This is a genomic window from Sorangium sp. So ce887, assembly GCF_051521455.1.
Taxonomy (GTDB): Bacteria; Myxococcota_A; Polyangia; order Polyangiales; family Polyangiaceae; genus Sorangium.
This window is the reverse complement of record NZ_CP150354.1, coordinates 2,572,021-2,596,672: the sequence shown is the minus strand read 5'-3', so window position 1 is coordinate 2,596,672 and position 24,652 is coordinate 2,572,021. Positions and strand designations below refer to the sequence as shown.

The following is a 24,652-nucleotide window of genomic DNA, read 5'->3' as shown; positions in this document are numbered from 1 at the left end:
GGCCGATGTGACGACGCGAGCGGACGTCCAGCGCCCCGTCGCGGTCTGCGAGCACACCCGAACCCCTCGAGAGGATCACGATCATGCTGAAAGCACGGATGAAGAACCCCGCGATGCTCATCCCCGACGTCATGCAGCCCATCTACGCCCTGGTCGGCGCGGTGAAGAAGAGCGGCGTGCCGGCGCGGACGCTCGAGCTCGTCCACCTGCGAACGAGCCAGATCAACGGGTGCAGCTTCTGCGTCGACATGGGCGCGCGCGAGCTCAAGAAGGCGGGCGAGACCGACGAGCGCATGTTCGCCGTGGCGGTCTGGCGCGAGGCGCCCTATTTCACCGACGCGGAGCGCGCCGCGCTGGCGCTCGCCGAGGCCGCGACGAGGCTGAGCGATCGCGCGGATCCGGTGCCCGACGACGTCTGGGAGGAGGCCGCGAGGCATTACGACGAGCCGGCGCTCGCGGCGCTGATCCTGCACATCGCGCTGGTCAACTGCTTCAATCGCGTCAACGTCACCACGAGGCAGATCGCCGGCTCAATGAAGTGGGAGGCGCGCGCGGACACCCCCTGAGGAGGCGTCCATACGCCCCGATTCTCACCGGCGTTCGCCCCGGGCCTGGGGAGCTCGCCGTGACCGAGCGTCGCTTCGGGCGGCCGTGATCGCCTCTCTCGCCAGCACCCTGAGCCGCGCCGTCGCCCTCGGGGATGATGTGGCGGCGCGGGTCGTTCACGAGGCGATCGGTCGGCTGCTCGGCCTGCCGGTGGCACCGGAGGGACTGGCAGCAGACGACGCTGAACGGCGCCGGCCGCGACGCCTTCATCCAGCTCGTTCGCGCGCCCGCGGAGAAGCGCAACGCGCAGGCGATCGCGGCTTCCGTCGCCGCGACCGATCCGCTTCTCACGCTGCTCGATACCCATCTCGTAGAGCGGCCCTACATGGCCGGCGAGCTGGTGCGCGCCGCCGGCGTGAGCACTGGGACGACGGGCCCGAACGGCGAGCCTCGGCCCGAGTCTCGTCCCCGGCGCATCCCCACGAGGGGGCTGCGCCGGGGACGACCAGGCCGCGGCGCGGCGCTCTACGGCCAGGGCGGGTAGGCGGGCGTGCACATCGAGCACTCGGCCCACATATAGCAGCCGCCCCCGGAGAGCTCCCCTCCTCCAGGCGAGCACGAGTCCAGCGCCTGGCACATTGGAACATCGGACGGGAAGTCGAATGGCGACGGGACCCAGCAGCAATCGGCGCCGAAGCTGAAGCAATCCATCCAGTAACAGCCGGTGCCTTCGTATGTCGGGCAGCCGGTGCACTCGCCCGACGTGCACGCCTGCCCCTCCTGGCAAACGTTGCCGCAGGCGCCGCAGTTGTCCGGATCGTCCTGCAGGTTGGTGCACACCGCCCCGCCGGTCCCGATGCAGCAATCGCTGTCACCGGCCTCGCACACGGCATCTCCGTGCCTGGTCACGTGCTCGAGAGCGGCCGGCGCTCCAATCGTCATGAGCTGCGCGTTCTCCGGGTTCCCGGGCGGAAAATGACAGAGCATGACATCCGGATCCGTCGTCGCCGCGGCGTCCCGCGCGGCCGCGAGCGCCAGGACCAGAATCCCTCCCCGCCCGAGGCGGCTCGATCCATTCACGATCGAATATCTCGGTCGGCGCGTGGTGTCAGTCATACTCCCCCCATTGGTTCGCTCCCCGCCACGATCCCGCGACGCATCGCGGTCGAATCAGACCAGAATATTCGACTCCTGTATAGGTGGCAGCGTTGCGCGTAGCGGGAAATTCGACACCGGATAGACTATCATGGAGCATCGGGGGCAGAAGCGGCTGTCTCAAACGCAATGGCGCGAGGTCGAGGTATGAAGTCCTCGTCCCCCGTGGCGCGCACCGCCACCTCCAGCGCCTCGATGAACCGCGCCGACGGCACCCGCTCTTCGAGGCGATCGGCGAGCGGCTTGACGAGCGCGGCGAGCTCGCCGGACGGCAGGTTTCTCTGCGGCGCGTAACGCAACAAATCGACGACGGTCCTCACCGTGATCGTCGGCACCCGTGTCGAGGGCGGCGCGCCGGCCTCCGAGGAGAGCGTCATCGAACGCCGATGCCCCCGCCGGAGGGTCGCCTTGGCCGGCCACGCGACGTGGACGTCGTTCCACCGCGCGCCCTCGCTGCCTGCGCTCGAGGGAACGCGCGCCGGGTCGCCGCTTGAAACTGAACCGTCCGGACGGTATAGTAATGACATGCCGAGGCCGAGCCAGCGCGACCGCATCCTCGCCGCCGCCGCCGTCGTCGTTCGCCGCGACGGCAGCGATGCGCTGACCCTCGATGCCGTCGCGGCCGAGGCCGGGGTGAGCAAGGGTGGGCTGCTCTATCACTTCGCCTCGAAGGAGGCGCTCGTGGAGGGCCTCGTGGGGGCGCTCGTCGCCGGCTTCGACCGCCGGCTCGCGCAGGTCGAGGACGGCAGGCCGGGCTCCTTCACGCGCGCCTATCTGCACGCCACCGTCGAGGGCGAGGTGCCCGACCGGACCAGCGCCGCGCTGCTCGCGGCCGTCGCGCTCGCGCCCCACCTGATCGAGCCGCTGCGCGAGCGCTACCGTGCGTGGGCGGAGCGGCTCGACCGCGACGGCATCTGTCCGGTCGACGCGCTGCTCGTCCGGCTCGCCGTCGACGGCCTCTGGATGGCGGAGCTGCTCGGGCTGGACGCGCCGCCACCTGAGCGACGGACCGAGGTCATCCGCCGCCTGCGGCAGCTGACCGAGGGGCGTGGGTCGTGACGTCTTCCTCTCGCCGCAAGGCCTTCCTGCGCGCGCTCGCCTGGGCCTCGGTGATCGGCTCGTTTCCGGTCTGGTTCTCGGCGTTCCTCGTCGTGCCCTTCCTCCCGCTCTCGGTCGGGGGGCGCGCCGTCCTCGCCGCCGGGCTCATCGGGGCCGGCGAGGTCATGTTCTGGGGCGCGGGGCTGGTCCTCGGCGCCGAGGCGCTCGCGCGCTTCCGGCCTCCGAAGGTCAACACCGGCCAGAGCTTCCGCGGCAAGCGGGTCGCGGTGGTCGGGGCCACAGGCGGGCTGGGCGAGGCCGTCGTGCGCGCCCTGGTGAGGGAGGGCGCGGAGGTCGTCCTCGTCGCGCGCGACGGCGCGCGCCTCGCCCAGCTCGCGGGGGCGTACGGCGCGGCGCACCACACGGCCGAGCTCGCGGCGCCGCAGCTGCGCGACGTGGCCGCGCGCGTGGGGCCCGTCGACCACGTGGTGTGTGCGACCGGCGTCGACGTGCGGAAGGGGCTGGACGCGCACACCGACCAGGAGGTCGAGCTGGAGCTGGCCGTCGATCTGGCGGGGCCGATCCACGTGGCGCGCGCCTTCCTGCCCCGCTTGCGCCCGGGGGGCGTGATCGCCCTCTTCGGCGGCTTCGGCGACGGGACCCTCGCGCTGCCGTACTACTCGGTCGACGTGGCCGCGCGGGCCGGGCTGGCCGGCTTCTGCAGCGCGGTGAACCGCGAGCTCGCCGCCGAGGGACGGGCCGAGCTCCTCTGCTACGTCGGCCCGGCGCCGGCGGACACGGCGGCCGAGCGCCCCTTCGCAGACCTCTGGCGCCGCGCAGGGAGCACGCTCGCGCCGCCGGAGAAGGTCGCCGACTTCGTGCTGGCCGCCCTGCTCGCGAGGAAGACGAGGGCCGTGATGGGCGCTTCCACGCGGCTCCTGCTGCTGCTGCAGGCGCTCGCCCCGCCCCTCGTCGACCTCGTGATTGCCCGGCGCATCGGGCCGCACCTGCGGCACGCGTTCGGGGCGTCGGGGCGAGGGAACCCGCCCATCGAGGGATCCTGAGACGCCCGACATCGCCACAGGCGGCTTCGACGCTGGCGTGAGGCTCGGCGACATGCTCGACAAGGGCATGATCGCCGTGAGCATCTCGCCAGCAAGAGCGCTCACCTCTGCACGGGATAGATGGAGAGCGACGTGAAGATGCCATGACCACTGGCGCCGATGTGCCGAGCCCCAGCCCCAGATAGAAAAGTTCATCTCAGCGCGATCCAAGCGCTGAAAACGGGCGAGCCTCTTGCGCGACGGCTCTTTTGGCCCCTAGAGTCCGCACCCCTGGAATGACGCGTGCCTCCATGAACCGGGGATGAAGGGAAGAGTGGTCGATGGGTAGACGAACACGGTTGTGGGCCCAGCGCCTCGTTCTGTTCTGTGTCGGGAGCATGGCAATGGCATGCAGCGACGCAGAGCGAACGGACGGACGAGAGCCGGAGAACACCCAGACGGCCCATTCGGCTTTGCTTGCAGCGCAGAGGTCGCAGCTCTTGGCCAGCGACCGGGAGAGCGCAGACCTGTTCGGCTTCTCGAGCGACATCGATGGTGACACCGCGGTCATCGGCGCGCTCGGGAAAGACGGATTCACGGGGGCTGCCTACGTCTTCGTGCGCAGCGGCAGCACGTGGACCGAGCAGGCCAAGCTCTCCGCAAGCGACGGAGCCCCGTGGGACTACTTTGGCCGCTCGGTCTCCGTCTCTGGCGATACGGTGCTGGTCGGCGCCGAGAGCCATGCCGCGAACGGCACGGATGCAGGGGCGGCGTATGTATTCGTTCGCAGCGGCACGACGTGGACCCAGCAGGCCAAGCTCATCGGGAGCGACGTGGGCGTGAGCGACTTCTTTGGCGTGGCCGTGGCGCTCGAGGGAGATACGGCGCTCATCGGCGCGAGCGCAGACGACGATGCGTTCACGGACGCAGGCGCGACGTATGTCTTCACGCGCAGCGGCACAACGTGGACCGAGCAGGACAAGCTGGTCGCCGATGACCCGACGGCGCCTGGTTTCTTCGGCTCGTCGATCGCCCTGTCCGGGAACCGAGCCCTCCTCGGGGCGCCATTCACCGGCACCGGGAAAGCTTACTCATTCGTGCGCACCGGGAGCACCTGGACACAAGAAGACGTGCTCGCGGCCGATGATGGGCAGTCGGACGACTATTTCGGAATCTCCCTCGCCCTCGCGGGGGACAGGGCGATCATCGGGGCCCCCAACGACGACGAGCTCGCCTTCAACTCCGGCGCTGCGTACGTGTTCGCGCGCAGCGGCTCGACATGGGCGCAGGAGGCCAAGCTCACCTCCGAGCGCACGAGCTCATTGAGTGACTTCGGAGCGAAGGTCGCGCTCTCGGGGTCGGGAAACAGAGCCTTCGTGGGAGCGTCTTCAGACAACGATCTCGGCTCCGACGCCGGAGCGGTGCACAGCTTCTTGCGTACCGGCGCCTCGTGGGCAGAAGAAGAGCTCAAGCTGTTCGCCGCGGATGAAGGTCCAGTCGACCTCTTCGGATCCTCCGTCACCGTGTCGGGCAGCACGTTGTTTGTCGGGGCATACTTCTACGATGTCCTCGGCTTCAACGAAGGCACGGCGTATGCCTATACGTTCAGCGACGGCGGCTTCCGATCGATCGAGACGACGATCGACAGCACGACGGTCGCGCTCCCCGAGGGTTGCCTTCCGGGCGATCTGCTCCTCGCCGCGCTCGAAGTCGTCGCCGATCCTCCGGACGTGGCTCCCCCGTCGGGCTTCACGCTCGTGCACGACCAGTCATCGTCCACGAGCGACGGGCCCTTCCACGCCATGGTTTATACGAAAGTCGTGGGATCGAGCGAGCCTACCGAGTACACGTTCGATATTCCGGCGGGCGTCTGGGTCGACATTCACCTCGCCTGCTATTCGGGTGTGAGCAGCGCGGTCGCGTCGGCCGGCGCGAGCGCCGCCGGGCCCTCCATCAGCGCGCCCAGCGTGACGCCCTCGAGCCCCGGCGGGATCCTCGTCACCTTCTTCAGCGGCTACAGCTACGGGACGTGGTCCACGCCGGCCGGGCTGATCCAGCGATCGGACGTCGACAGCAACAGCATTCAAGACCAGGTCATCACGACCGCCAGCGCCACCGGCACGCGCACCGCAACGAGCTCGGGGGTCCCGAATGGCCTGGCAGCCGTCTCGGTGATCTTGCAGTAAATCGCAGCTTTGCGCGGCTCTGGGCGCTGAAGTGACCGCTACGCGGGCTTTCGCGCCCATACGCCGGAGGCCATGGTCGGCTCTGGCAGGTCAGCGGAACCACTGAACCGCTGGCCGGGAGGCCGTCTCTCCAAACGGATGGAAAACTTCCAACTCATTGGCAAGGCGCCACGCGCCCCCCACCGGGGTTGCTACGTTGCCGCCGGACCCGGCGACGCGGAGCGGCTGTTCGGCCGCGAAGCGCGGACGTTCGATCCGTGGCTGGAGCGCCACCCGAAGGTCTTCGCCGAGCTACTCACAACGGGCTGCGACGAGCGCGTAGCCGTCGACACGCAACACGAGGAACAGAACCATGACCTTCACTCTTCCCGAGCTCCCCTACTCCAGAGACGCGCTGGTTCCCCACATCTCGGCCGAGACGCTCGATTTCCACCACGGCAAGCACCACAACGCATACGTCACGAAGCTGAACGAGCTCGTGGCGGCGGACGCGGCGCTCGCGGGCAAGAGCCTCGAGAATCTCGTCCGCACGACGTCCGGCGCGGTCTTCAACCAGGCAGCGCAGGTGTGGAACCACACGTTCTACTGGCACAGCATGAAGCCGCAGGGCGGCGGTGAGCCTCCCGCCGCGCTCCGTGCGGCGATCGAGGAGGCGTTCGGAAGCGTGTCGTCGTTCAAGGAGAAGTTCAGCACCGCGGCCGTCGGTCAGTTCGGCTCGGGCTGGGCCTGGCTGGTGAAGAATAGCTCCGGCAAGCTGGAAATCGTGCAGACGGGCAACGCCGGGTGCCCGCTCACGGAGGGCAAGACGCCGCTGCTCACGTGCGACGTGTGGGAGCACGCGTATTACATCGACTACCGCAATGCCCGGGCGAAGTACGTCGAGGCATGGTGGAACCTGGTGAACTGGGACCACGCCGCCTCAAAGCTGTGACCCACGCGCTCCCGCGAAGGCGGCGTCGAGCTCGAGCGCCCGCCTCCATGGCCAGCCCTCAGGCCCCGAAGGCGATGGCCAGCACGCCCGCAACAAACGACGAGAATCATCCCAACCTGTTCGAATTCGATCCAGAGCACGATCGCGCGCTCGTGTAGGGTGCTCTTCCCACGCCTTCGACGGCGCGGCGAAGGCGAGTCACCATGAGCCACGAAAGGGAGCGGCAGATGATCCTCGTGACCGGAGCGACAGGGAACGTTGGCGGCGCGGTGCTCGAGCAGCTCGTCGAGGCGGGCCAGAAGGTCCGCGCGCTCGTGCGCGACCCGGCCAGGCTGGGCGAGCGCGGCAGCCTGGTCGAGGTCGTGAAGGGCGATCTCGCGAAGCCCGAGACGCTCGACGCCGCGTTCGCGGGCGTGGACAGGGCGTTCGTGGTCTGCGCGGTCGGCGACCTCCCGGCGCTCGCCGGCAACGCGGCCGCCGCGGCGAAGAGGGCGGGCGTCCGGCACATCGTGCTGCTGTCGTCGGCGAGCGCCGTGGACGAGCACGACTACGCGATCGCCCGCTGGCACCGCGAGGCCGAGGCGAAGGTCAAGGCGTCGGGGCTCGCCTGGACGATGCTGCAGCCGGGGGCCTTCGCGACGAACGCGCTCATGTGGGTCGGCTCGATCAAGGCGCAGGGCGCCGTGTACACGGCTACGGGCGACGGCAAGTCGGCGCCGATCGACCAGCGCGACATCGCGGCGGTCGCCGTGAAGGCGCTGACGTCGCCGGGGCACGAGGGCGAGTCGTACGTGCTCACCGGGCCGGAGGCGCTGAGCGCGGCGGAGCAGGTGGCGAAGATCAGCGCCGCGATCGGGAGGCCGCTCAGGTTCGTCGACGTGACCGAGGAGGCCTTGCGCGAGGGAATGGAGAAGGCGGGCCTCCCCGAGGTGTTCATCCGCGCCATCGTCGAGATCCAGGCGCTGGTCAAGGCCGGGCACGGCGAGCGGCCCGCCCCGACGGTCGAGCAGCTCCTCGGGCGCAAGGCGCGGACGTTCGATGAGTGGCTGCAGCGCTACGGGAGAGCGTTCCAGTAGAGCGCAGCGGCGGCGGCGCAGCTGGCGCGGTGAGGACGGCGGACCGAGCAGCTGCGGATACAGGGACATTTGTTGCGAGTGCAGGTTCCCGAACTGGACATATCAATGACTTCATTTGCTATCGTCGGGGCGATATGACGACCCGCTCCCAGACAATCCTCGGCTGGACGCCCACCGTCCTGCTGGCCCTTTTCATGATCTTCGCCTCCGGTCTGGCGAAATTCTTCATCCAGGATGGCACCCCCACCGCCGACTTCATGAAAGCGCTCGGCGTCTGGGACCATCGCTACCTGATCGGCGCGCTCGAGATCATCGCCGCCGTTCTCCTTCTTGTTCCCCGCACCGCCACGCTCGGCTTCGTGATGATGGTCGGCGTGCTCGGCGGCGCGACGGCCACAGGCCTCACGCATGACGTCGAAGGCAACTGGCCGTGGTTCCCGTTCGTCCTCATCCTCGTGATGATGATCGGCGCGTACTTCCGCACGCCGGAGCTCCTCGCCCGCGCGCGGAATCCGGAGTCCGTCCCGAACCCGGGCAAGGCCGGAAAGATCGTCTCGTGGATCTTGACCGTCCTCCTGTCCCTCGCCACCTTGGCGAGCGGCATCCTCCAGCTCATGCCTCCCTCGAACAAGGAAGGCGCGGCGTTCATCGAACGGCTGGGCATCACGGATATCGCCGTGCCGCTCGGCATCACGAAGATCTGCCTCGCGATCCTCTTCCTCATCCCGCGCTCTTCCGTGATCGCCCTCGTGCTCATGGTCGGCTACTTCTCCGGCGCTTTGGCCACGAACATGACCCGCGGCTTCACGCTTCCGGAATACCTGCCGCTGATCATCGTGCTCGTTTTGCTCGGGATCACCGGCTGGATCCGCAACCCCGAGCTTCGGCAGCGCCTGCTCGGGCGCCCCGTGTCCGCCTGAAGATTTCTATCCACCCCGGCGCCTCGCGCGACGAGGGTCGCGACCTCCGTGCTCTGCCCCAGGGTGAGGGACCCGCGGGACGCGCAACGCTGCGCAGACGACTCGGGCCGCCGCCCTCGGCCCCCTGGGCGTCTTCTGCGGCTTCCGCTGAGCCATCGGCAGGGTCCTGAGAACCGTCGGCATCGTGGCATCCGGCGTGGCACGCGTCGCCGCGGCGGTGTTCGACGCGCCTGTCCCTCGTGGGACGCTCCCGCCCGTGGGCTGGCTCCCCATCGGGCTGCCGCTCTACCTGTACGTGTTTCGCAGTGCTGGATCGAGGAGGGGCGGGCCCGCGAGCGGCGTGCTCGCGGGCTGCCGGACCCGGACTGGCCGCCCGGCCCGCACGACGACGCGGCGAGATCGGCGGGCGGACCGCGGACGCTCGACGCGCCGCGGCGGCCAGAGCGCGACGCGGCCGCCGAAGCATCCGATGCGGTTGCAGCGCACCATCTTTTGCGGCAAGACGACGCCGGGAAATTTTTCCTCCGACGAAACGAAGACGCACGAGAACATGCAAATTCCGAGCAGCCTCACGTCGCTGGTCGACGAAGGGCTCATCGACGAGGTTGTGCGGCCGCTGATGAGCGGAAAGGAAGCGGTGGTCTTCCTCGTCCGGTCGGGCGGCGAGCTGCGCGTCGCGAAGGTCTACAAGGAAGCGCAGAACCGCAGCTTCAAGAACCGCGCGGCGTACACCGAGGGCCGCAAGGTGCGCAACAGCCGCGACCAGCGCGCGATGGACAAACGCTCGCGCCACGGCCGGGCTCAGGACGAAGCCGCCTGGCGCTCGACCGAGGTCGACATGATCTACCGCCTGCGCAGCGCAGGCGTCCGCGTGCCGACGCCGTACCACGCGATCGACGGCGTGCTCGTGATGGAGTTGGTCGCCGACGCCGACGGCAGCCCCGCGCCTCGCCTCGCCGAGACGAGCCTCGACCGAGATCAGGCCACGTGGGTCTACCATCGCCTGATCGGCGAGGTCGTGCGGATGTTGTGCGCCGGCGTCGTGCACGGTGATCTGTCGGACTTCAACGTGCTCATGAGCGCCGACGGGCCGGTGATCATCGACTTCCCCCAATCGGTGGACGCCGCGAGTAACCAGAACGCCAGGAAGCTCCTGCTCCGTGACGTCGACAATCTCCATCGCTTCGTCACGCGCTTCGTGCCCGAGCAACGGCGAGCCGCCTATGGCGAGGAGATGTGGGAGCTCTACGCCAACAGCGCGCTCACCCCTGAGACCCGATTGACCGGCCGCCATCGGGTCTCCGAGCGAAGGGTGGATACCCGCGCCGTGCTCGACCTCATCGGCGACGCGAACTACGACGAGCGCAAGCGCCGCGAGCGTCAGGGCATCAGCATGCGGGGAGCGCCGAATGCCGCCCAATCGCCCGCGCCCGCCCCCGAGGCGCCCACGACCGAGGGGCGAACGACCGAGGGGCGAACGACCGAGGGGCGAACGACCGATCCGCGGGACCGACCTCGGCAGGCGGAGAGGCCGGCTGCGCACGCCGGGGATGGGGGCGGGCCAAGGCCGCAGCAACACGGACCAGGGCAAAGGCCGCAAAACGCCGGGCCTGACCGGAGGCAGCAGTACGCGGGCAACGCGCCTGCCCAGAGGCCACCGCAGCACCCATCAGGACAACCGCCGGTGCAGTACGAGGCGAGGCAGCGACCACAGCAGCGTGGGCCAGACCATCGGCCGGCCCAGCATGCGACGGCGCAACGGCCCGCGCAGCACCACGAGGCGTCGCAAAGGCCGCAGCACCACGAGGCGCCGCACAGGCCGCAGCACCACGAGGCGCCGCACAGGCCGCAGCACCACGAGGCGTCGCACAGGCCGCAGCACCATGAGGCGCCGCACAGGCCGCAGCACCACGAGGCGTCGCACAGGCCGCAGCACCACGAGGCGCCGCACAGGCCGCAGCACCACGAGGCGTCGCACAGGCCGCAGCACCACGAGGCGCCGCACAGGCCGCAGCACCACGAGGCGCCGCACAGGCCGCAGCACCACGAGGCGCCGCACAGGCCGCAGCACCACGAGGCGTCGCACAGGCCGCAGCACCACGAGGCGCCGCAAAGGCCGCAGCACCACGAGGCGTCGCACAGGCCGCAGCACCACGAGGCGCCGCAAAGGCCTCAACAGCACCAGGCGACGCAAGGGCCGCCGCAGCAAGGGGAGCCTGAGGCGGCGTCGCGGCCACGCCGCCGTGTCGTCATCTCGGTGAGCACCAGCGATCGGCGTTCGGGCACGCGCCGGAACCCCTGATAGGCCCCGCGTGGGGTCGCCCGCGGCGGGTCCGCGCGTCACCGCGTCTCAGGTGGATTCGGCCTGCCAGCCAGCGGACGACCAGCGCCCCAGGGGCCGCCAGGAAGCCGCGCAGCAGGATCACCCGGACCCGCTGGGCGCCTCGAGGCGCAGCTCCACCCGATGGTCGTCAGGGTCGCCCGTCACCCGCGCGGCGACGCTCGCCTCCTCCCGGGCCGGAGCTCGCCGACAGCCACGGCCGCATCCGCGAGACACGCCTGCTCTCCCGCGGTTCCGGCGACGCCCTCTACGTCGACCGCGCGACCGTCCTGCGCACCGCGCTGGACATGGCCGCCGTCAGCTTCGTCCTCGCCCATAACCACCCCAGCGGCGACCCGACGCCGACCCGCGAGGACGAAGCGATGGCCCTGGAGCTGCGCCACCTCTCGTCGGAGCTGCACGTCCCGCTCACGGCCCACGTCATCTGCGGCCTCGAGCGGAGCGGATGGTGGCGCGCCTGGATGTTGGTCGTGCTGGTTTCGTTGCTGGCGCCGCTGTAACGAGCGGCCGCCGGAATCAGCGACAGCCTCGCGCGCCGAGGCGGGGCGGCCGCGCGAGCCGAGGGGGCCGGGGTCTCTGCGGCGGCCGGGGTCCTCGTGCGCTACGGGTACCCCGCGCTGCCGGTGTCGGCGTGGGTCAGCGCCTCCCAGGTGATCTGCACGTTGGTCACGTCCCTGCTATTGCCGGACTGCCCGCGGATGCGGTCGCGCACCTTGCGGCTCTCGGGCATCGCCTGGCCCTCGCGTCGAACGTAGTGATTGTAGACGAGCTCCCAGATCGGGACGTCCTTGACCTTCAACTCGCCACCGCACAACGAGGCCTCTACCTCCAGCTTGATGTCGGTCGCCGACGGAGACCGGTTCAGGAGCTTCGCCACGTACTCGAAGGACGCCTTGATCCGCTCCTCTTGCTCTCCGTAGAGATCGATGCCCTGGAGCCCCGCCGTCTCTGCCGCGTAGACGGTCGAAGCGAGCCCCATCTGCGTGTGTGGCAGATCGCGGCACGTCTCCTGCGTGTGGCCAGATCGCCCCGTGAAGTCGGACTGGCCGTACCATAGCTCGAGCAGCTTGGCGTCGGTGCTGTACCCCGGCGGGCGCTTCGGCAGCCGGCCGTCGCTCGCCAGGTAAACGTTGTAGGGCACGCGCTCGCGCCACATGGCAACGCCGCGATCGAACAGCGCGCGGTCATCATTGTAAATACCGATGTTGATCATCCCGTCCGCCATCGACAGGTTCCAGTTCGCCTGGTAGCCCCATCCATCGCGGATCTTGGGGACGAGGACGTCGGTGAGCATCCGCCCGAACCGCGCGGCCTCGCTCTCCGGCCATCCAGCTCCGGCGTGGCGGAGGAGCTCGGCCGAGCGCGGGAACAGCTCCGCGAGCCAGGCGGCCTGCAGCGGGCCGTTGTTCTGACCGGGATCGGTGCGCACCTTGGCCGGATCGAAGACGAGCTCCCTCAAGCTCGACGACCAGGCGTTCAGGATGGAGATGGCGCTGTCGGCGTACGCCTGGTTCCCGGTGTAATACCAGATCAGGGTTTGCGTGTACGCCGCGACGGCGTCGTCTCGCGACGCGGTGCAGCCCTGATCGAGCGGGTTCGATCCGTTGCCGCACTTCATCACCTCGACCGGCCGCGGCGTGTACGGGAGCCGCCCGTACCTGGTGCCCTTGGCCTTGTCGAAGTCGCCCTTCCACGGCTGCTGTCCAGCAGCGATCTTGGCCTTCACGAAGTCGAGCTGACCGCGCGACACGAGGACGCCGGGATGCCTGAAGGCCGGAGCGCCGCCGGAGTCCGCCGCCGCGACGCTGGTGTCACCGTCGCCGCTCTCGACCGCCGAGTCGCCGTCCGGCGCCGACTCAGCAGCCCTGTCGAGCGAGCCCCCGCACTCCTCCCCCTCGCAGGCGCCTTCCGACGCGGCCTCCGTGGGGGCCAAGCACGCGCTGGAAGCAGCGACGACGGCAAGCAAAGGAATCATATGGTAACGCATGAAGTGAGTATACGGGCAGCTCGGATCGATGCCAGACGAATACACGCGCTTCATGCTTCTTCACTGCGCTTACAGCATAAAGTTTTCGCGTCCGCCAAGCGTCGTGCTCACGTGGGCTACGCCGGCGTCCTCGCAAGCACAAGCGCGCCTCCTCACCTACACACACGTGAAGGCCGGAGAGCCGTCGCGCTGCTCCGCGTCTTGTCAGAGCCGCTGGCACATGCCCGCGGGTGTGCCGCTGTCAAATCTAGATATGAATGTGCGTCCGATGCCGAATGTTTGCAGTTTGTGCCGTCCACGCTTCCCTGAAAGTCGGCGGTAACCCAACCCGTGTCGTGCTTGGCAAGCACGCGCAACGCCAGCATCCCTGAGCAGGCCGGGGGAGAAACTTGCTGGCCCCGTCGTACAACGTCTCGGCGGCGTCCCCAATGTGCTCTTGCAACCGGCTCCCCGGCCCCTGTTCAACCGACGAGCAGCAAGCTCGCCGGTTCGAGCGGCATCGACCTCACCGAGGCGCGCCGCATTCGTCTCGCTGGCGCGCCGGTGGGCGGACCGCAGCCCGCTGGAACGCGCGCGCTCGCCGCATCAACAGCTGAACTCGGAGGGATCGCATGAAAGCGGTTGTGCACTCGGAGTACGGATCGCCGGACGTTCTTGAGCTCAAGGAAGTGGAAAAACCCGTCCCCGGGGACAATGAGGTCCTGGTAAAAGTACACGCCACGACGGTGACATCCACGGAGACCGCGATGCGGAGGGGCGAACCAGCGTGGGGCAGGGTCATCCTCGGCCTCACGAAGCCGAAGAGAAAAGTACTGGGGCTCGAGTTCGCCGGGGAGATTGAATCAGCAGGAAAGGACGTGAAGCGATTCAGACGAGGTGATCAGGTCTATGGATTCACCGGCTTCGGGCTCGGCGCCCACGCCGAGTACGTTCGCATGCCCGAAGCGGGGTCGCTGGTGGCAAAGCCGGCCAACGTGACCTACGAGGAAGCCGCCGCCGTGGTTGACGGGGCATCGACCGCGCTGTTCTTTCTCCGGGACAAGGCGAACATCCAGAGAGGACAACGGGTCCTCATCCATGGCGCCTCGGGCAGCATCGGCACCTTTGCGGTGCAGATCGCGAAGCACTTCGCGGCGGAAGTTGTCGGCGTATGCAGCGCCAAGAACGTGGAGCTGGTGAAATCCCTGGGAGCCGACAAGGTCATCGATTACACCAAGGAAGACTTCGCCAGGAGCGGCGAGACGTACGACGTCATCTTCGACACCGTGGGCAGGTGCTCGTTCTCGGACTGCAAGAGCGCGCTGAGGCCGAGAGGGCTCTACCTGACAACCGTCGTTTCGCCGCGTTTCCTCCTTCAGATGGGATGGACATGGCTGGCGGGCGGTAGGAAGGCCGGTACCGCGATGTCGGTCGAGAAGACCGAGGGGCTGACCTTCCTCAAAGAGCTCATCGAGACGGGAAAACTGAGGCCGGTCATCGACAGGCGTTATCCACTGGAACAGATCGTCGAGGCCCACCGGTACGTCGACACGGGACGCAAGAAGGGGAACGTGGTCATCACCGTGACATCCGACGACAGGAACTGAAGAAGCGCCGGAGCCGGGCGGCTCGCCGTCGTGCGACGCGAGGGCGTCACTTTCCCATCAGGGATGCGGATCGCGTAAGGTTCTCTATGTCAACCAGCGCGTGCAGCATGGCTGATCTGCGGCACGAGGACTGCGATATAGCTCACCATGAATACGATGCGTCTTTTCTACACTGTTCAGCTTCAGCTTGACGGGGCACAATGCTCGTCATCATGAGGATGGTCTTCCGAGGCGGCGCGGCGTACGGCCCGAACGGACGGTTCGGCGCGTGGGTGGTGAGCGTCGACGCCGGGGGGAGCGTGACGCTCGCGGGCCAGGCGCTCGGGGAGGAGATCCACCGGGGACCGGAGCCCCTGTCGGAGTCGGAGCTGGCGGCGCTCGATCGGTTGCTGGGCGGCGCCGCGGCGGTGGACGCGGCGTCGAAACGAATGGGCGTCCCCGGGGAGACGCAGGTTTGTTTCGACATCGAGACGCCTGCCGGACGCCGCGAGATCCGGCTATGGCAGCGGGAGGCGCAGGAGCGGCCGCCGCTGGTGGGTCTGCTGCGCTGGCTCGACGAGGTGATCCAGGCGCGGACGGGGCGGTTCGCGGCCTTCGGGAGCTGACAGGCAGCGGGGCGCACCATGACGTCGTGAACGGCAGCGGACCTGGCGTACGATGGCGCCGCCATGACAACGCTCGATGTCGCGCCGTCCACAATGGAGCCCGCCCCGCAGGGCAGCGCGGTCGTGCGCGCCGGGGAGCGCCCCGTCGGTGTCCTCATCCTCACCGCGCTGATGTTGCGGGCGCCACGTTCCCGTGATGTCTTTTCCCCAAGAACCCATGACCGAGCCCGGACGATGCTAGCCCAGACAGGTAGCGTCGCGGCGGCGGCGCACGAACCCACCAGCCACGGGAAGGCCCACCTCGGCAAGGCCGTGCTGATCACGACGGCCGTGCTCTGGCTGCTCGACTGGGTCAGCACCAGCAGGTTCGACGCCCGGGAAGCACTGGGGATCGCCGCGTGGGTGTCGGCGGTTCTCGGCGCGCTCACGGTGGTGGCGCACAGACTCGACACGCAGCGCACGCCGGTCTGGCGGCAGCTGCTTGCCCTCGCGCTGACGGCCGGTATCGCCAGTTCGCTGACCCGCCTCGCCCTCCACCTGCTCGTCATGGCGCTGCCCGAGTCCTTCGCCGGAGGCCCGCGGCAGACGTTTGGGGCCACCGCCGTCGTCGGTTTCTTCGACGGTGACGCGCTGTTCGGCTTCTGGGCCCTGCTCGTCGAGCTGCCGCGCCGGATCGGCGCCGAGCGAAGGCTGGCGCAGGAGCGACACGCGCTCCGCCAGGAGGCCGAGCTCGCGCGCATCCGCGCCGCGCTCGAACCTCATTTCGTGCTGAACACCCTCAACACGATCGCAGGCCTCGTGACAGAAGAGCCGCGCGAAGCCCGCAACCTCATCGCGACGCTCGGGGACCTGCTGCGAGACGCCATGCAGGAGTCGCGACGCCACCATCACACGGTGCGCGAGGAAGTGAGCTGGCTCCGGGGCTTCGCTCGGATCCTGGAGTCTCGGCACGTCGGGCGGCTCGCGTTCGAGTGGGACGTGGACCGCTCGGCGGAGGACTGCGTCCTTCCGGCATTGCTGCTGCAACCGCTGCTGGAGAACGCGGTTCATCACGGCGCGCTCCGTCGGGCGGGCCGCGGCCGTGTCGCCCTGCGGATCGCCCACGACGCGGACCGCTTGCGCTGCATCGTCGAGGATGACGGGCCAGGCTTCGACCCGGGCTCCGCCCGCCCCGGGGGCCGGGGGCTGGAGCTGGTGCGGCGCCGCATCGCCCTCGAATCCGCCCACGCTTCGCTGCAGGTCGACGCGAAGCCCGGCCGGACACGCGTCGAGATCGTGTTGCCAAAGAGGACCGCATGAAGCCCCTGTCCGCTCTGATCATCGAAGACGAATGGCCGGCTCGCAACTTCCTGGTAGAGCTGCTGCGCGACACTGGAAGCTTCGGGGACATCGCCGCGGTGACGAGCGTCGAGGATGCCCGAGAGGTGCTCGAGCGCCCTGAGCTCGGCATCGAGGTCGCGTTCGTCGACGTCCGCCTCGTCGATCGGCCCGGGGATCGCTCGGGGCTCGACTTCGCCCGGTCGCTCGCCGACCTGGCGAGCCCCCCGGCGGTGGTGCTCGCCACCGCCTCGGCGCAGTATGCGCTCGACGGGTTCGAGCTGGGCGTCGTCGACTATCTCCTGAAGCCGTTCACGCTCGATCGCATCACGACGTGCGCGGCACGGCTGCTCGAGCGGCGCCGGCCGCCGCCCCATGGCGCCGCGCGGCGGCGCCTGGTCGCCCGGAAGAGCAACAGCCTGGTCTTCCTGGACCTCGATGGCATGTTGGCGTTTCAGACAGTCGATCGCCTCACCTACGTCCACCACGTCGATGGCGTATTCTCGATGGACCTCTCCCTCAACGCGCTCGGGGCGGCCCTGGGCAGCCGCGTTCTACGCGTGCACCGCAACTGGCTCATCGCCCCCGCGCACGCGCAGGGGCTGAGCCGGCTCGCGGGAGAGCTGATCGTCGAAGTCGGCCCCACGCTCCGCGTCCCCGTGTCGCGCGATCGGGCGCGGGAGGTCCGGCAGCAGTTGCTGGAGAACACCGTGGGCATTCGTCAGCCAGGCTGAGCTCGTCCTATCTCGCCGAGAGAACGAATTTGGCCAGCTCGCCCCCAAACTGCTCGATATCGAACGCGTCGGACGCGTTCGTCCCGAGGATTACGCGGCTGTTCGCCTCCGGGCAGTCCGCCGCGTATCCCCCGAAGCCGTAGTCACTGCCCCCGGCGTAGCCGTAAACCGTCTTGCCCTCGAAGGTTCCGCCCGAAAGGTACAGCGTCCGGTAGGCGTCGAGCGCGGCCGGGGCCAGCACGTCCCCGCCCCAGACGGCGACCAGCCACCGCTCCAGATCGGAGACCGTCGTGACCAGCCCGCCGTTGCCGACCAGCGACCACGTGTACGGCCACGCGGCCGGGTCGTTGCTCTCGAACGTCGAGTCGCCGTACCCGAATGCGGTGTCGACCCGTTCCCACACCGGGTCCCCGAAGAAGCCGCTGTGTTGCATCCCGGCCGGCGTCAGGAGCTCGTCGCGCACGTAATCGGTGAACCCTCGCCCCGAAACGGTCTCGACGACGTCGGCCAGCAAAGTATAGCCCGAATTCGAGTAGTCGACCTCGCTTCCCGGCTCGAACCGCAGCTCCTGCGCGAAGATCCGCTGGCGGGCTTCGAGGCGCGCCATGGGCTCGAAGTCTCCCTCGGTGTCGTGGTACTCGTCGAACCCGGCGCTGTGCTGGACGATTTGCAGGACGGTGATCTCGGCTTTGTCGGCCGGCACGTCGTCGAAAAGGGTCGCGAGCGAGTCCGACACGCTGAAATTGCCCTCGCCTTCGAGCTTGAAGATGGCCGCCGCCGTGAGGTCCTTCATGACGGAGCCGAAATCGAACGCGGTGTCGGCGGCGTTGGGCACGCCGTCGTCGCGGTCCGCGAGGCCGTAGCCGCGCGCCAGCACCGTGCCCCCGTCCACCGTGACCAGCACCGATCCGGAGAACCCGGCCATCGCCGCGGCATCGAGGCGGCGCTCCAGCTCGTTGCGGAGGTCGTCAGGCGCGTCCGGCGTACCGGAGCTCGACCCGCATGCGGGGTTCAGAACAACCAGCGCAGTAAGGGCAACTACCATCGACAGAGAATCTCGTCTCGTACGGGATGTCATAGGGCACCCACGTTGCCAGACGAGGTGGCGAGATCGAGCGATGGATGACCAGGCAGGGGTTTTGCCCGACGAGCGGCGGGTTCTCCGGTACGAGGGGCGGCCGCGCCTCCCGCGCCGGGCCCACGCTCAATCGGCGCACATGAGCTGATCGATGATCTTGAAGCTATCGATGATCGTGGCGTACGCGGCCTCGGGGTCGTCGGTCGACGTCGACAGCGACATCACGATGACGCGAGAGCCGTCGTCGCTCGCGGCGTTCCGGGTCGAGTACCCGAGCGTGCCTCCGGCGTGGCTCCAGTACCCTCCACCGCAGCTGGTCGGGATCCACATGATGCCGAGGCCATAATCGGTGCCGGGCGCGATCGGGTCGAAGGCAGGCGCCGGGACCGTCTCGTGGAGCTCCGCCATCTGCTCCGGCTCGAGCAGCGCTCCTTCGGTCAGCCCCCGCCAGAACTTCGCGAGGTCCGCGGTGGTCGTGACGAGGGAGCCGGCGGCGCCGGCCATGGTATGGTTCGCGATCGTGACGTCGATGAGCGGCCCGTCGACCTCGTACTGCTGGTATGCCACGGCGTGCGGGGCAGGCAGATCAGGCTCATCGCCGGGCTCGAACGTGTGGTCGAGGCCGAGCGGATCGAGGATGCGCGCCTCGACCTCCCCGCTCCAGTGGTTTCCGGTGGCACGCTCGATGATCATGCCGGCGAGCACGTAGTTCGTATTGGAGTAGGCCCACTGCGTCCCCGGATCGAAGGTCGGCTTGTGTTCCATGGCGAGCGCCACGAGTTCTTCCGCGTCCATGTGGTCGAGCCGATGCTGCATGTACTCGTCGGCGGAGCGCAGCACGGCCAGGGCCGACTGCGGATCCGGGCCGTCCGGCTCGGCCGGACCGATGTAGTTGTAGATACCGCTCGTGTGCTGAAGCAGCTGGCGGATCGTGATCAGCGAGCCGTCATTGCCGTTGCCCGACACGACGCCGGGCAGCCACCGCTCGACCGTGTCGTCCAGCGACAGCGCTCCCTCAGCGGCGAGCTGCAGCACGACGACGGCGACGAACGTCTTTGTGTTGCTGCCCATCCGGAAGTAGCTGTCGAAGTCGACCGGCGTCTCGCTGTCGAGCTGCGCCACGCCGCTGCGGGCACGGATCCGTCGGTCGCCTTCGAGCATTTCCGCATGCACGGCGACGATGCCGCTCGCTTGAATCCTGTCCACCCCCTCCTGGAGCAGCTTGTCGTATGGCGCGTCGCCCTCCTCGGAAGAGTTGTTCGGGCAACCCGCGACGAGAGATGCCAAGCAGAAGAGCGGAATCGAGAACTTGTTGAGTGCCATGTCCGTGTGTTCCCTCTCGGCTTGGTTCTGTTCAACGGTCTTTACGATTTCGTCGATGTCGCACCATTGCGCAGGTGGATGGCGCGCTGCGGACCGCTGCAGGTGCCTGCGGCGACTTGCGATGCAAGCCGGCCAATCTGCGGGGCTCCCGCTGCACACCGGCCGCCCCGGAGGCGTCGCCGCGGCGCTCCGAGCAGCTCGCGTGTCAATGGCAGACGCGCGCAGCGCCGCCTCGCCCGGACGAGCGGGCGCGACGCGATCCTGCGCGGCCACGGAGGAGGCCAACGAGGCGCCGCTCGCCGCCCGGATCCGGGCAGCTCACGGGACTTGATGCCGGCACCGGGAGCGGTCCTTCAGATTATTTTGTCATGGCGTCCGCGACCCGCTCGCCTTGCCGTCGGGTAGCCGCTTTCGGCCACGTCTCGGATGCACCGAGGCGCAACATTTGAGCGGCATCCAGACGTTTCCTTGCCCGCCGACTTCGCCTTGCATGATCGATGAAGATGGCTGGGCGGTGTGCGGTAGCTTCTAGCTCCGCGTCGTCCAGGGAGGACGCCGCCAACGACGCCCCGCCCGGCGAAGGTGGCGCCTTGAAGAGAAGTTCGCCTCTGGGCATGAACGATCCTCACGAGTCCGGGAACAGACCTCCGGAACCGAGCGGTGCTCTCCAGCCGACGTGACGATGCCTGCCGGCGCGAGCCGCCGGCCCGCGTCGCTGATCCGAGGGAGCCCGCACACGACCAGGAGCCGAGCATGAAATCTACATACCATCGCTTCATTTTTACGAGAACACCGGTCGCCGGCGCAGCAGCGACGAGCTTGCGACGCGTGCTCTCGATGGTCCTCGTCTCGGCGCTGCTCGGGTCCTCGGGCCTGCTCGCAGGCTGCTCCGACGGCGGCGGGGCGCCGGCGGGCACGGACGCCGGCGGCGGCGTGGGGGGCGACGGCGCCGACGGCGGCGCGGGCGGAGGCGAGAGCGGCGGTGGCGGCGAAGACGCCGGCAGCGGCGGTGAAGGAGGCAGCCCGTCGGGCGAGTGCACCGGTGATTCCACGGCCCACGCCAACACCGACCCCGACGATCCCCTGCAGCAGGGCGCCGATCGCCTGGTGAGCGACGACAAGTTCCCCGCCGTTCTGGTGGCCGTCCGCGATCTCGACGAGCGCACGCGTCACTATACCGCGGGTGTCGCCGACCTGGAGACGCAGGCGAAGGTGCCTGTCGACGGGCAGGTGCGCATCGGGAGCAACACCAAGCCCTTCACCGCCGTGGTCGTCCTGCAGCTCGTCGGCGACGGCAAGGTCGACCTCGACGCGCCGATCGAGACGTACCTGCCGGGCCTGGTCCGCGGCGAGGGCATCGACGGCCGCGAGATCACGGTGCGGCAGCTGCTGCAGCACACAAGCGGGCTCCCCGATTTCGTCGGGCTGCTCCTGGGCGACGACCTCTACAAGGCCATTCGCACCTACGTCCAGCCCCGCGCCCTGGTCGACCTGGCGCTGACGCAGCCGGGGAAGGCCCCTGGCAGCGAATGGGCGTACAGCAACACAAACTACATCCTCGCCGGCTTGCTCATCGAGAAGGTCACCGGCCGCCCGCTGAACGAGGAGATCACGACCCGGGTCATCGAGCGCATCGGGCTGCGCCACACCTACGTGCCCGACGTCGGCGAGCAGGGCATCCGGGGGTGCCATCCGAGGGGTTATCACGCGGGGCTCGGTGAGCCGCTGCGCGACGTCACCGAGCTGGACCCTTCCATCGCAGGGGCCTCCGGAGACATGATCTCCACCCCGAGCGACATGAACCGTTTCTTCGCCGCCCTGCTCGGCGGCGAGCTCCTCGAGCCGGCGCAGCTCGAGGAGATGCGCGCCACCGTCGACGCTTCCAGGATGTGGCCCGGCTACCAGTACGGGCTCGGCCTGAGCAGCACCCCCCTGAGCTGCGGCGGCCTCGTCTGGGGCCACGGGGGCGACATCCTCGGCTACGAGACCAGCGGCGGCGTCACCGAGGACGGCCGCGCCGTCACCGTCGCCGTCACCGCGCTGCCCTCCGCCCTGCCCGGCGTGCAGACCATCGAGGATGCCAAAGCCGCCTACGAGAACGTCCTCGCCCTCGTCGACGCCGCCCTGTGCGAGTGAGCCGCGGGCGCGCCCTCGCGCCGGTGGTCACGACAGCCGTGCTGGCATGATCCGGATGCGATGTTTCGAAGAAAATCGTCTCGATTCATGAACGAACCTCGCGAGTCCGGGAACAGAGATACGAATAGGAGCGGCGCTCTCCAATCGACGCAAAAATGCCCGTCGGCGCGAGCCGGCGGCGCGCGCCGGTGAGCCCAGGGCGCCCGCACACGACCAGGAGCCGATCATGAAATCTCTGCACCATTGTCTCACTTCTCCGAGAACGCGCGTTGCCCGCGCAGCCACGACGCGCTCGCGAAGCGCCCTTTCGATGGTTCTTGTCCCGGCGCTGCTCGGATCCTCGGCCCTGCTCGCGGGCTGCCCCGACAACGACGAGGCGCCGGCGAACACCGAGGCCAGCAGCGGCGGCGATGGCGGCAGCGGCGGCGAGCCTGGCAGCGGCGGCGGTGGAGCCTCGGGCGGCAGCTCGGCGGTCGAATGGGGAAGCTGCCCAGGCGACTTCATCTCCGAGTGCGCCACGGTCGCCCTGCCGCTCGATCCATCGAAGCCTGGCGGCGAGACGCTGCCCGTCTTCGTGTCGCGCCACCTCGCGCCGGGCGGCGCGGCGAAGGCGCAGGTCTGGCTCCTGCAAGGTGGCCCCGGCGACTCCGGCAACATGTTCACGGGCTTCATCGAGCAGCTATGGGAGCGCGTGATGCCCGATGTGGACTGGTACGTGCTCGAGCACCGCGGCGTCGGGCTCTCGAGCCGCCTCGAATGCCCGGTCCAGGAGGACCCGAGCTCGGAGGACGGGGCGGAGATCAGCGCGAGCGAGTGGCCCGCCTGCATCCAGGCGTTGAAGGCGCAGTGGGGCGACGATCTCGCGCACTTCACGACGTCAGCCGACGCCGACGATCTCGCGCGCCTCATCGAGCGGACGCGCGAGCACGGCAAGAAGGTGATCCTTTACGGCGCCTCGTACGGGACGGCGCGCGCGCTGCGTTTCTTGCAGAAATACCCCGAGGCGGTCGACGCCGTGATCCTCGACTCGATCGTATCGCCGGGCGCGCAGTACCTGTCCTTGTACGATACGCAGTTCGATCCCGTGATAAAGGACCTGTCCGCGATCTGCGCCGCCGATCCGGTCTGCGGGGCGAAGCTCGGGCCCGATCCCTGGGCGAAGCTCGACGCGCTCTTCGGCAAGCTCACGAAGGGGCACTGCTCGGAGCTCGGCACCGACGTCGCGCTGTTCGCGTCGATCGCCCCGGCCTTCGCGCAGATGCGCAGCCTGCGGACGCACCTCTTCCCGCTCGCTTACCGCATGGACCGCTGCGAGGCGGGCGACGTGCAGGTGGTCGGCCAGTACATGCAGGCGCTGAGCGGCACCTCCTCGCAGACCGACGGCGGCGAGCCGCGGGCCTCGGTCGTCCTGGGGACGCACGTGGCCCTCTCCGAGCTGTGGGAGGAACCGGCCCCGACCTCGGCCGAGCTCCAGGCGCGCTGCGATGCGCAGCACTTCTGCCCGGGGGCAGCGCTGGAGATCGGCCAGCTCCACGATGCCTGGCCGCGGTATCCGCACGACCAGTTCTGGAACGAATGGCCGCGCTCCTCCGTGCCCATCCTGGCGATGAACGGCCTGCTCGACCCGCAGACGCCCATCGGCCCGGCGGAGCTGGCGGCCGACAGGCTGACCGCGCCCCACCAGACGTTCGTGGCGGTGCCCTGGAGCCCGCACGTGGTCACGTTCGAGTCCCCCGTGAAGACCGCCGATGCGGCGCCCTGCGGCACGCAGATGATGGCGAAGTTCATCGCGGATCCCGAGGCCCCTGTCGATACGACGTGCCTCGACGACCTCGTGCCCGTCACGTGGGACGAGGATCCGGCGGTCGTCGAGATACTCTTCGGCACGAAGGACATGTGGGAGAACAGGGCCTCGGTCCCTCCCGCGCCGAGGATGGTGGCGCCGATCGACTGGGCGGCCCTCGCGCGCCTCGCGCGTGAAAGGAGCCTCCGCGTCGAGCGCTGACCCGTATATCCCGTGAACGAAAAAAGCGAGCGCCGGGCGGTCACGATGGCCTCGTCCCGCCGCAGCTGCCCGAGCCGCGCTCCACGAGCGACCACCGTCACCTCGTGCCCCGCCCTCGCGAGCTGGAACGCAAACGTGCTTCCGATCCTGCCAGCGCCCACAATGGCAATCTTCATGATCCACCTCAGAAGTACTGGCCGAGGCTCTCCCTCGTGAGGCTCTACGGCACGCGCAAGCGGGCAGAGCCCGGGGTCCACGTGGGCGCGGGGATCGGCGCGGCGGTGATGCCGCTGCGGCTCGCCGAGCGCGGCCAGCGCGAGGTCGCGATGTTCGAGCTGGGCAGCGAGCCAGGGTCGTTCGACGAGCACCACGCGGAGCTGGTGCCGCACCAGGGGCGCACGCCGTCGCCGGAGATCCTGGCGAGCCGGACGGCGCGGGTGGCGAGGAACCGCGAGCGGCGGGCGCGGCCGGTCGGGCAAGGCAAGGGGAGCGCCGGCGGCGGAGAGCCGTAGCGCTGCGGCGCCCGCGGTCGTCCCTTGTCGCGCGGGGCGTCGTGCCGAGTGGCCCGGGCCCACGCTGAGCTCGGGAGCAGGGTCGAGCTGGATGGCGTGCCGCGGTTCAGCACGCGAGCGCGCCGGCTGAGTG

General features: G+C 69.1%; 21 protein-coding genes and 2 pseudogenes. 17 read left to right on the top strand and 6 right to left on the bottom strand.

Features of this window, described 5'->3' with window-relative positions; translation table 11 throughout:
- Nucleotides 1-86: 86 nt before the first annotated feature.
- Both WMF36_RS09890 and WMF36_RS09885 read left to right on the top strand, forming a co-directional pair.
- On the top strand, nucleotides 87-566 hold the full coding sequence (locus WMF36_RS09890; RefSeq protein ID WP_437581882.1) for a carboxymuconolactone decarboxylase family protein: 480 nt from the start codon (nucleotides 87-89) through the stop codon (nucleotides 564-566).
- A gap of 134 nt (nucleotides 567-700) precedes the next feature.
- Nucleotides 701-1,090, top strand: coding sequence for a hypothetical protein (locus tag WMF36_RS09885; RefSeq protein WP_437579357.1), 390 nt, complete (start codon nucleotides 701-703; stop codon nucleotides 1,088-1,090).
- Here WMF36_RS09885 and WMF36_RS09880 read toward each other — a convergent pair.
- Together WMF36_RS09880 and WMF36_RS09875 are read right to left on the bottom strand one after the other, a co-directional pair.
- Nucleotides 1,072-1,626, bottom strand: coding sequence for a hypothetical protein (locus tag WMF36_RS09880; protein WP_437579356.1), 555 nt, complete (start codon nucleotides 1,624-1,626; stop codon nucleotides 1,072-1,074). The two genes, WMF36_RS09885 and WMF36_RS09880, sit on opposite strands and share 19 nt — an antisense overlap.
- 164 nt (nucleotides 1,627-1,790) lie before the next feature.
- Nucleotides 1,791-2,021 carry a hypothetical protein gene (locus WMF36_RS09875; protein WP_437579355.1) on the bottom strand — a complete coding sequence of 77 codons (231 nt, stop codon included), beginning with the start codon at nucleotides 2,019-2,021 and terminating at the stop codon, nucleotides 1,791-1,793.
- A 205-nt stretch (nucleotides 2,022-2,226) separates the two neighbouring features.
- Between WMF36_RS09875 and WMF36_RS09870 the strand changes: the two genes are divergently transcribed.
- The 8 genes and pseudogenes from WMF36_RS09870 to WMF36_RS09835 all read left to right on the top strand — a co-directional run bounded on the left by WMF36_RS09870 (nucleotide 2,227) and on the right by WMF36_RS09835 (nucleotide 11,736).
- Entirely contained in the window at nucleotides 2,227-2,760 is a 534-nt protein-coding gene (locus WMF36_RS09870) for a TetR/AcrR family transcriptional regulator (RefSeq protein WP_437579354.1), read from the top strand.
- On the top strand, nucleotides 2,757-3,803 hold the full coding sequence (locus WMF36_RS09865; RefSeq protein WP_437579353.1) for an SDR family NAD(P)-dependent oxidoreductase: 1,047 nt from the start codon (nucleotides 2,757-2,759) through the stop codon (nucleotides 3,801-3,803). The genes WMF36_RS09870 and WMF36_RS09865 overlap by 4 nt, the downstream gene beginning before the upstream one ends.
- A gap of 320 nt (nucleotides 3,804-4,123) precedes the next feature.
- Nucleotides 4,124-5,968 (top strand): FG-GAP repeat protein, encoded by a 1,845-nt coding sequence (locus WMF36_RS09860; RefSeq protein ID WP_437579352.1) that lies wholly within the window; start codon nucleotides 4,124-4,126, stop codon nucleotides 5,966-5,968.
- A gap of 352 nt (nucleotides 5,969-6,320) precedes the next feature.
- Nucleotides 6,321-6,899 (top strand): superoxide dismutase, encoded by a 579-nt coding sequence (locus WMF36_RS09855; protein WP_437579351.1) that lies wholly within the window; start codon nucleotides 6,321-6,323, stop codon nucleotides 6,897-6,899.
- A gap of 203 nt (nucleotides 6,900-7,102) precedes the next feature.
- Nucleotides 7,103-7,975 (top strand): SDR family oxidoreductase, encoded by an 873-nt coding sequence (locus tag WMF36_RS09850; RefSeq protein ID WP_437579350.1) that lies wholly within the window; start codon nucleotides 7,103-7,105, stop codon nucleotides 7,973-7,975.
- Complete coding sequence (locus tag WMF36_RS09845; RefSeq protein ID WP_437579349.1) at nucleotides 7,942-8,895, top strand: DoxX family protein; 954 nt, start codon at nucleotides 7,942-7,944, stop codon at nucleotides 8,893-8,895. The genes WMF36_RS09850 and WMF36_RS09845 overlap by 34 nt, the downstream gene beginning before the upstream one ends.
- 550 nt (nucleotides 8,896-9,445) lie before the next feature.
- A pseudogene (locus WMF36_RS09840) lies at nucleotides 9,446-10,342 on the top strand (PA4780 family RIO1-like protein kinase); the annotation flags it as partial.
- A gap of 851 nt (nucleotides 10,343-11,193) precedes the next feature.
- Nucleotides 11,194-11,736 carry a JAB domain-containing protein gene (locus tag WMF36_RS09835; protein WP_437581881.1) on the top strand — a complete coding sequence of 181 codons (543 nt, stop codon included), beginning with the start codon at nucleotides 11,194-11,196 and terminating at the stop codon, nucleotides 11,734-11,736.
- Between the two features lie 101 nt (nucleotides 11,737-11,837).
- Here the strand turns inward: WMF36_RS09835 and WMF36_RS09830 are convergent, their stop codons facing one another.
- A complete protein-coding gene (locus WMF36_RS09830; RefSeq protein ID WP_437579348.1) occupies nucleotides 11,838-13,223 on the bottom strand; it encodes an alginate lyase family protein in 1,386 nt (461 codons plus the stop codon).
- A gap of 611 nt (nucleotides 13,224-13,834) precedes the next feature.
- Between WMF36_RS09830 and WMF36_RS09825 the strand changes: the two genes are divergently transcribed.
- From WMF36_RS09825 to WMF36_RS09810, 4 genes are all read left to right on the top strand, one after another.
- Complete coding sequence (locus tag WMF36_RS09825; RefSeq protein ID WP_437579347.1) at nucleotides 13,835-14,809, top strand: NAD(P)-dependent alcohol dehydrogenase; 975 nt, start codon at nucleotides 13,835-13,837, stop codon at nucleotides 14,807-14,809.
- Between the two features lie 212 nt (nucleotides 14,810-15,021).
- Nucleotides 15,022-15,414, top strand: coding sequence for a hypothetical protein (locus WMF36_RS09820; RefSeq protein WP_437579346.1), 393 nt, complete (start codon nucleotides 15,022-15,024; stop codon nucleotides 15,412-15,414).
- A 63-nt stretch (nucleotides 15,415-15,477) separates the two neighbouring features.
- Complete coding sequence (locus tag WMF36_RS09815; protein ID WP_437579345.1) at nucleotides 15,478-16,713, top strand: sensor histidine kinase; 1,236 nt, start codon at nucleotides 15,478-15,480, stop codon at nucleotides 16,711-16,713.
- On the top strand, nucleotides 16,710-17,465 hold the full coding sequence (locus tag WMF36_RS09810; protein WP_437579344.1) for a LytR/AlgR family response regulator transcription factor: 756 nt from the start codon (nucleotides 16,710-16,712) through the stop codon (nucleotides 17,463-17,465). Before WMF36_RS09815 ends, WMF36_RS09810 begins: the two co-directional genes overlap by 4 nt.
- Before the next feature lie 7 nt (nucleotides 17,466-17,472).
- Here WMF36_RS09810 and WMF36_RS09805 read toward each other — a convergent pair whose 3' ends face one another.
- Together WMF36_RS09805 and WMF36_RS09800 are read right to left on the bottom strand one after the other, a co-directional pair.
- Nucleotides 17,473-18,510: a serine hydrolase domain-containing protein gene (locus WMF36_RS09805; protein WP_437579343.1), complete on the bottom strand. Its 1,038-nt coding sequence runs from the start codon at nucleotides 18,508-18,510 to the stop codon at nucleotides 17,473-17,475.
- Nucleotides 18,511-18,669: 159 nt separating this feature from the next.
- Nucleotides 18,670-19,866, bottom strand: coding sequence for a serine hydrolase domain-containing protein (locus WMF36_RS09800; protein ID WP_437579342.1), 1,197 nt, complete (start codon nucleotides 19,864-19,866; stop codon nucleotides 18,670-18,672).
- Nucleotides 19,867-20,619: 753 nt separating this feature from the next.
- Here WMF36_RS09800 and WMF36_RS09795 point away from each other — a divergent pair.
- Nucleotides 20,620-22,002, top strand: a complete 1,383-nt coding sequence (locus tag WMF36_RS09795) for a serine hydrolase domain-containing protein (RefSeq protein ID WP_437579341.1) — start codon at nucleotides 20,620-20,622, stop codon at nucleotides 22,000-22,002.
- Nucleotides 22,003-22,312: 310 nt separating this feature from the next.
- Complete coding sequence (locus WMF36_RS09790) at nucleotides 22,313-24,007, top strand: alpha/beta fold hydrolase (protein WP_437579340.1); 1,695 nt, start codon at nucleotides 22,313-22,315, stop codon at nucleotides 24,005-24,007.
- 47 nt (nucleotides 24,008-24,054) lie between these two features.
- Here WMF36_RS09790 and WMF36_RS09785 read toward each other — a convergent pair.
- Nucleotides 24,055-24,183, bottom strand: a pseudogene (locus WMF36_RS09785) (ketopantoate reductase family protein); the annotation flags it as partial.
- 36 nt (nucleotides 24,184-24,219) lie between these two features.
- Between WMF36_RS09785 and WMF36_RS09780 the strand changes: the two are divergent.
- Complete coding sequence (locus WMF36_RS09780) at nucleotides 24,220-24,519, top strand: hypothetical protein (RefSeq protein ID WP_437579339.1); 300 nt, start codon at nucleotides 24,220-24,222, stop codon at nucleotides 24,517-24,519.
- Nucleotides 24,520-24,652: the final 133 nt, after the last annotated feature.

Coding starts and splice junctions, on each gene's coding strand:
- WMF36_RS09795 (WP_437579341.1), top strand. CDS start 20,620: ATGAAATCTACATACCATCGCTTCATTTTTACGAGAACACCGGTCGCC.
- WMF36_RS09855 (WP_437579351.1), top strand. CDS start 6,321: ATGACCTTCACTCTTCCCGAGCTCCCCTACTCCAGAGACGCGCTGGTT.
- WMF36_RS09820 (WP_437579346.1), top strand. CDS start 15,022: ATGAGGATGGTCTTCCGAGGCGGCGCGGCGTACGGCCCGAACGGACGG.
- WMF36_RS09830 (WP_437579348.1), bottom strand. CDS start 13,223: ATGCGTTACCATATGATTCCTTTGCTTGCCGTCGTCGCTGCTTCCAGC.
- WMF36_RS09815 (WP_437579345.1), top strand. CDS start 15,478: ATGACAACGCTCGATGTCGCGCCGTCCACAATGGAGCCCGCCCCGCAG.
- WMF36_RS09870 (WP_437579354.1), top strand. CDS start 2,227: ATGCCGAGGCCGAGCCAGCGCGACCGCATCCTCGCCGCCGCCGCCGTC.
- WMF36_RS09810 (WP_437579344.1), top strand. CDS start 16,710: ATGAAGCCCCTGTCCGCTCTGATCATCGAAGACGAATGGCCGGCTCGC.
- WMF36_RS09805 (WP_437579343.1), bottom strand. CDS start 18,510: ATGGTAGTTGCCCTTACTGCGCTGGTTGTTCTGAACCCCGCATGCGGG.
- WMF36_RS09885 (WP_437579357.1), top strand. CDS start 701: ATGATGTGGCGGCGCGGGTCGTTCACGAGGCGATCGGTCGGCTGCTCG.
- WMF36_RS09850 (WP_437579350.1), top strand. CDS start 7,103: ATGAGCCACGAAAGGGAGCGGCAGATGATCCTCGTGACCGGAGCGACA.
- WMF36_RS09790 (WP_437579340.1), top strand. CDS start 22,313: ATGGTTCTTGTCCCGGCGCTGCTCGGATCCTCGGCCCTGCTCGCGGGC.
- WMF36_RS09800 (WP_437579342.1), bottom strand. CDS start 19,866: ATGGCACTCAACAAGTTCTCGATTCCGCTCTTCTGCTTGGCATCTCTC.
- WMF36_RS09860 (WP_437579352.1), top strand. CDS start 4,124: ATGGGTAGACGAACACGGTTGTGGGCCCAGCGCCTCGTTCTGTTCTGT.
- WMF36_RS09825 (WP_437579347.1), top strand. CDS start 13,835: ATGAAAGCGGTTGTGCACTCGGAGTACGGATCGCCGGACGTTCTTGAG.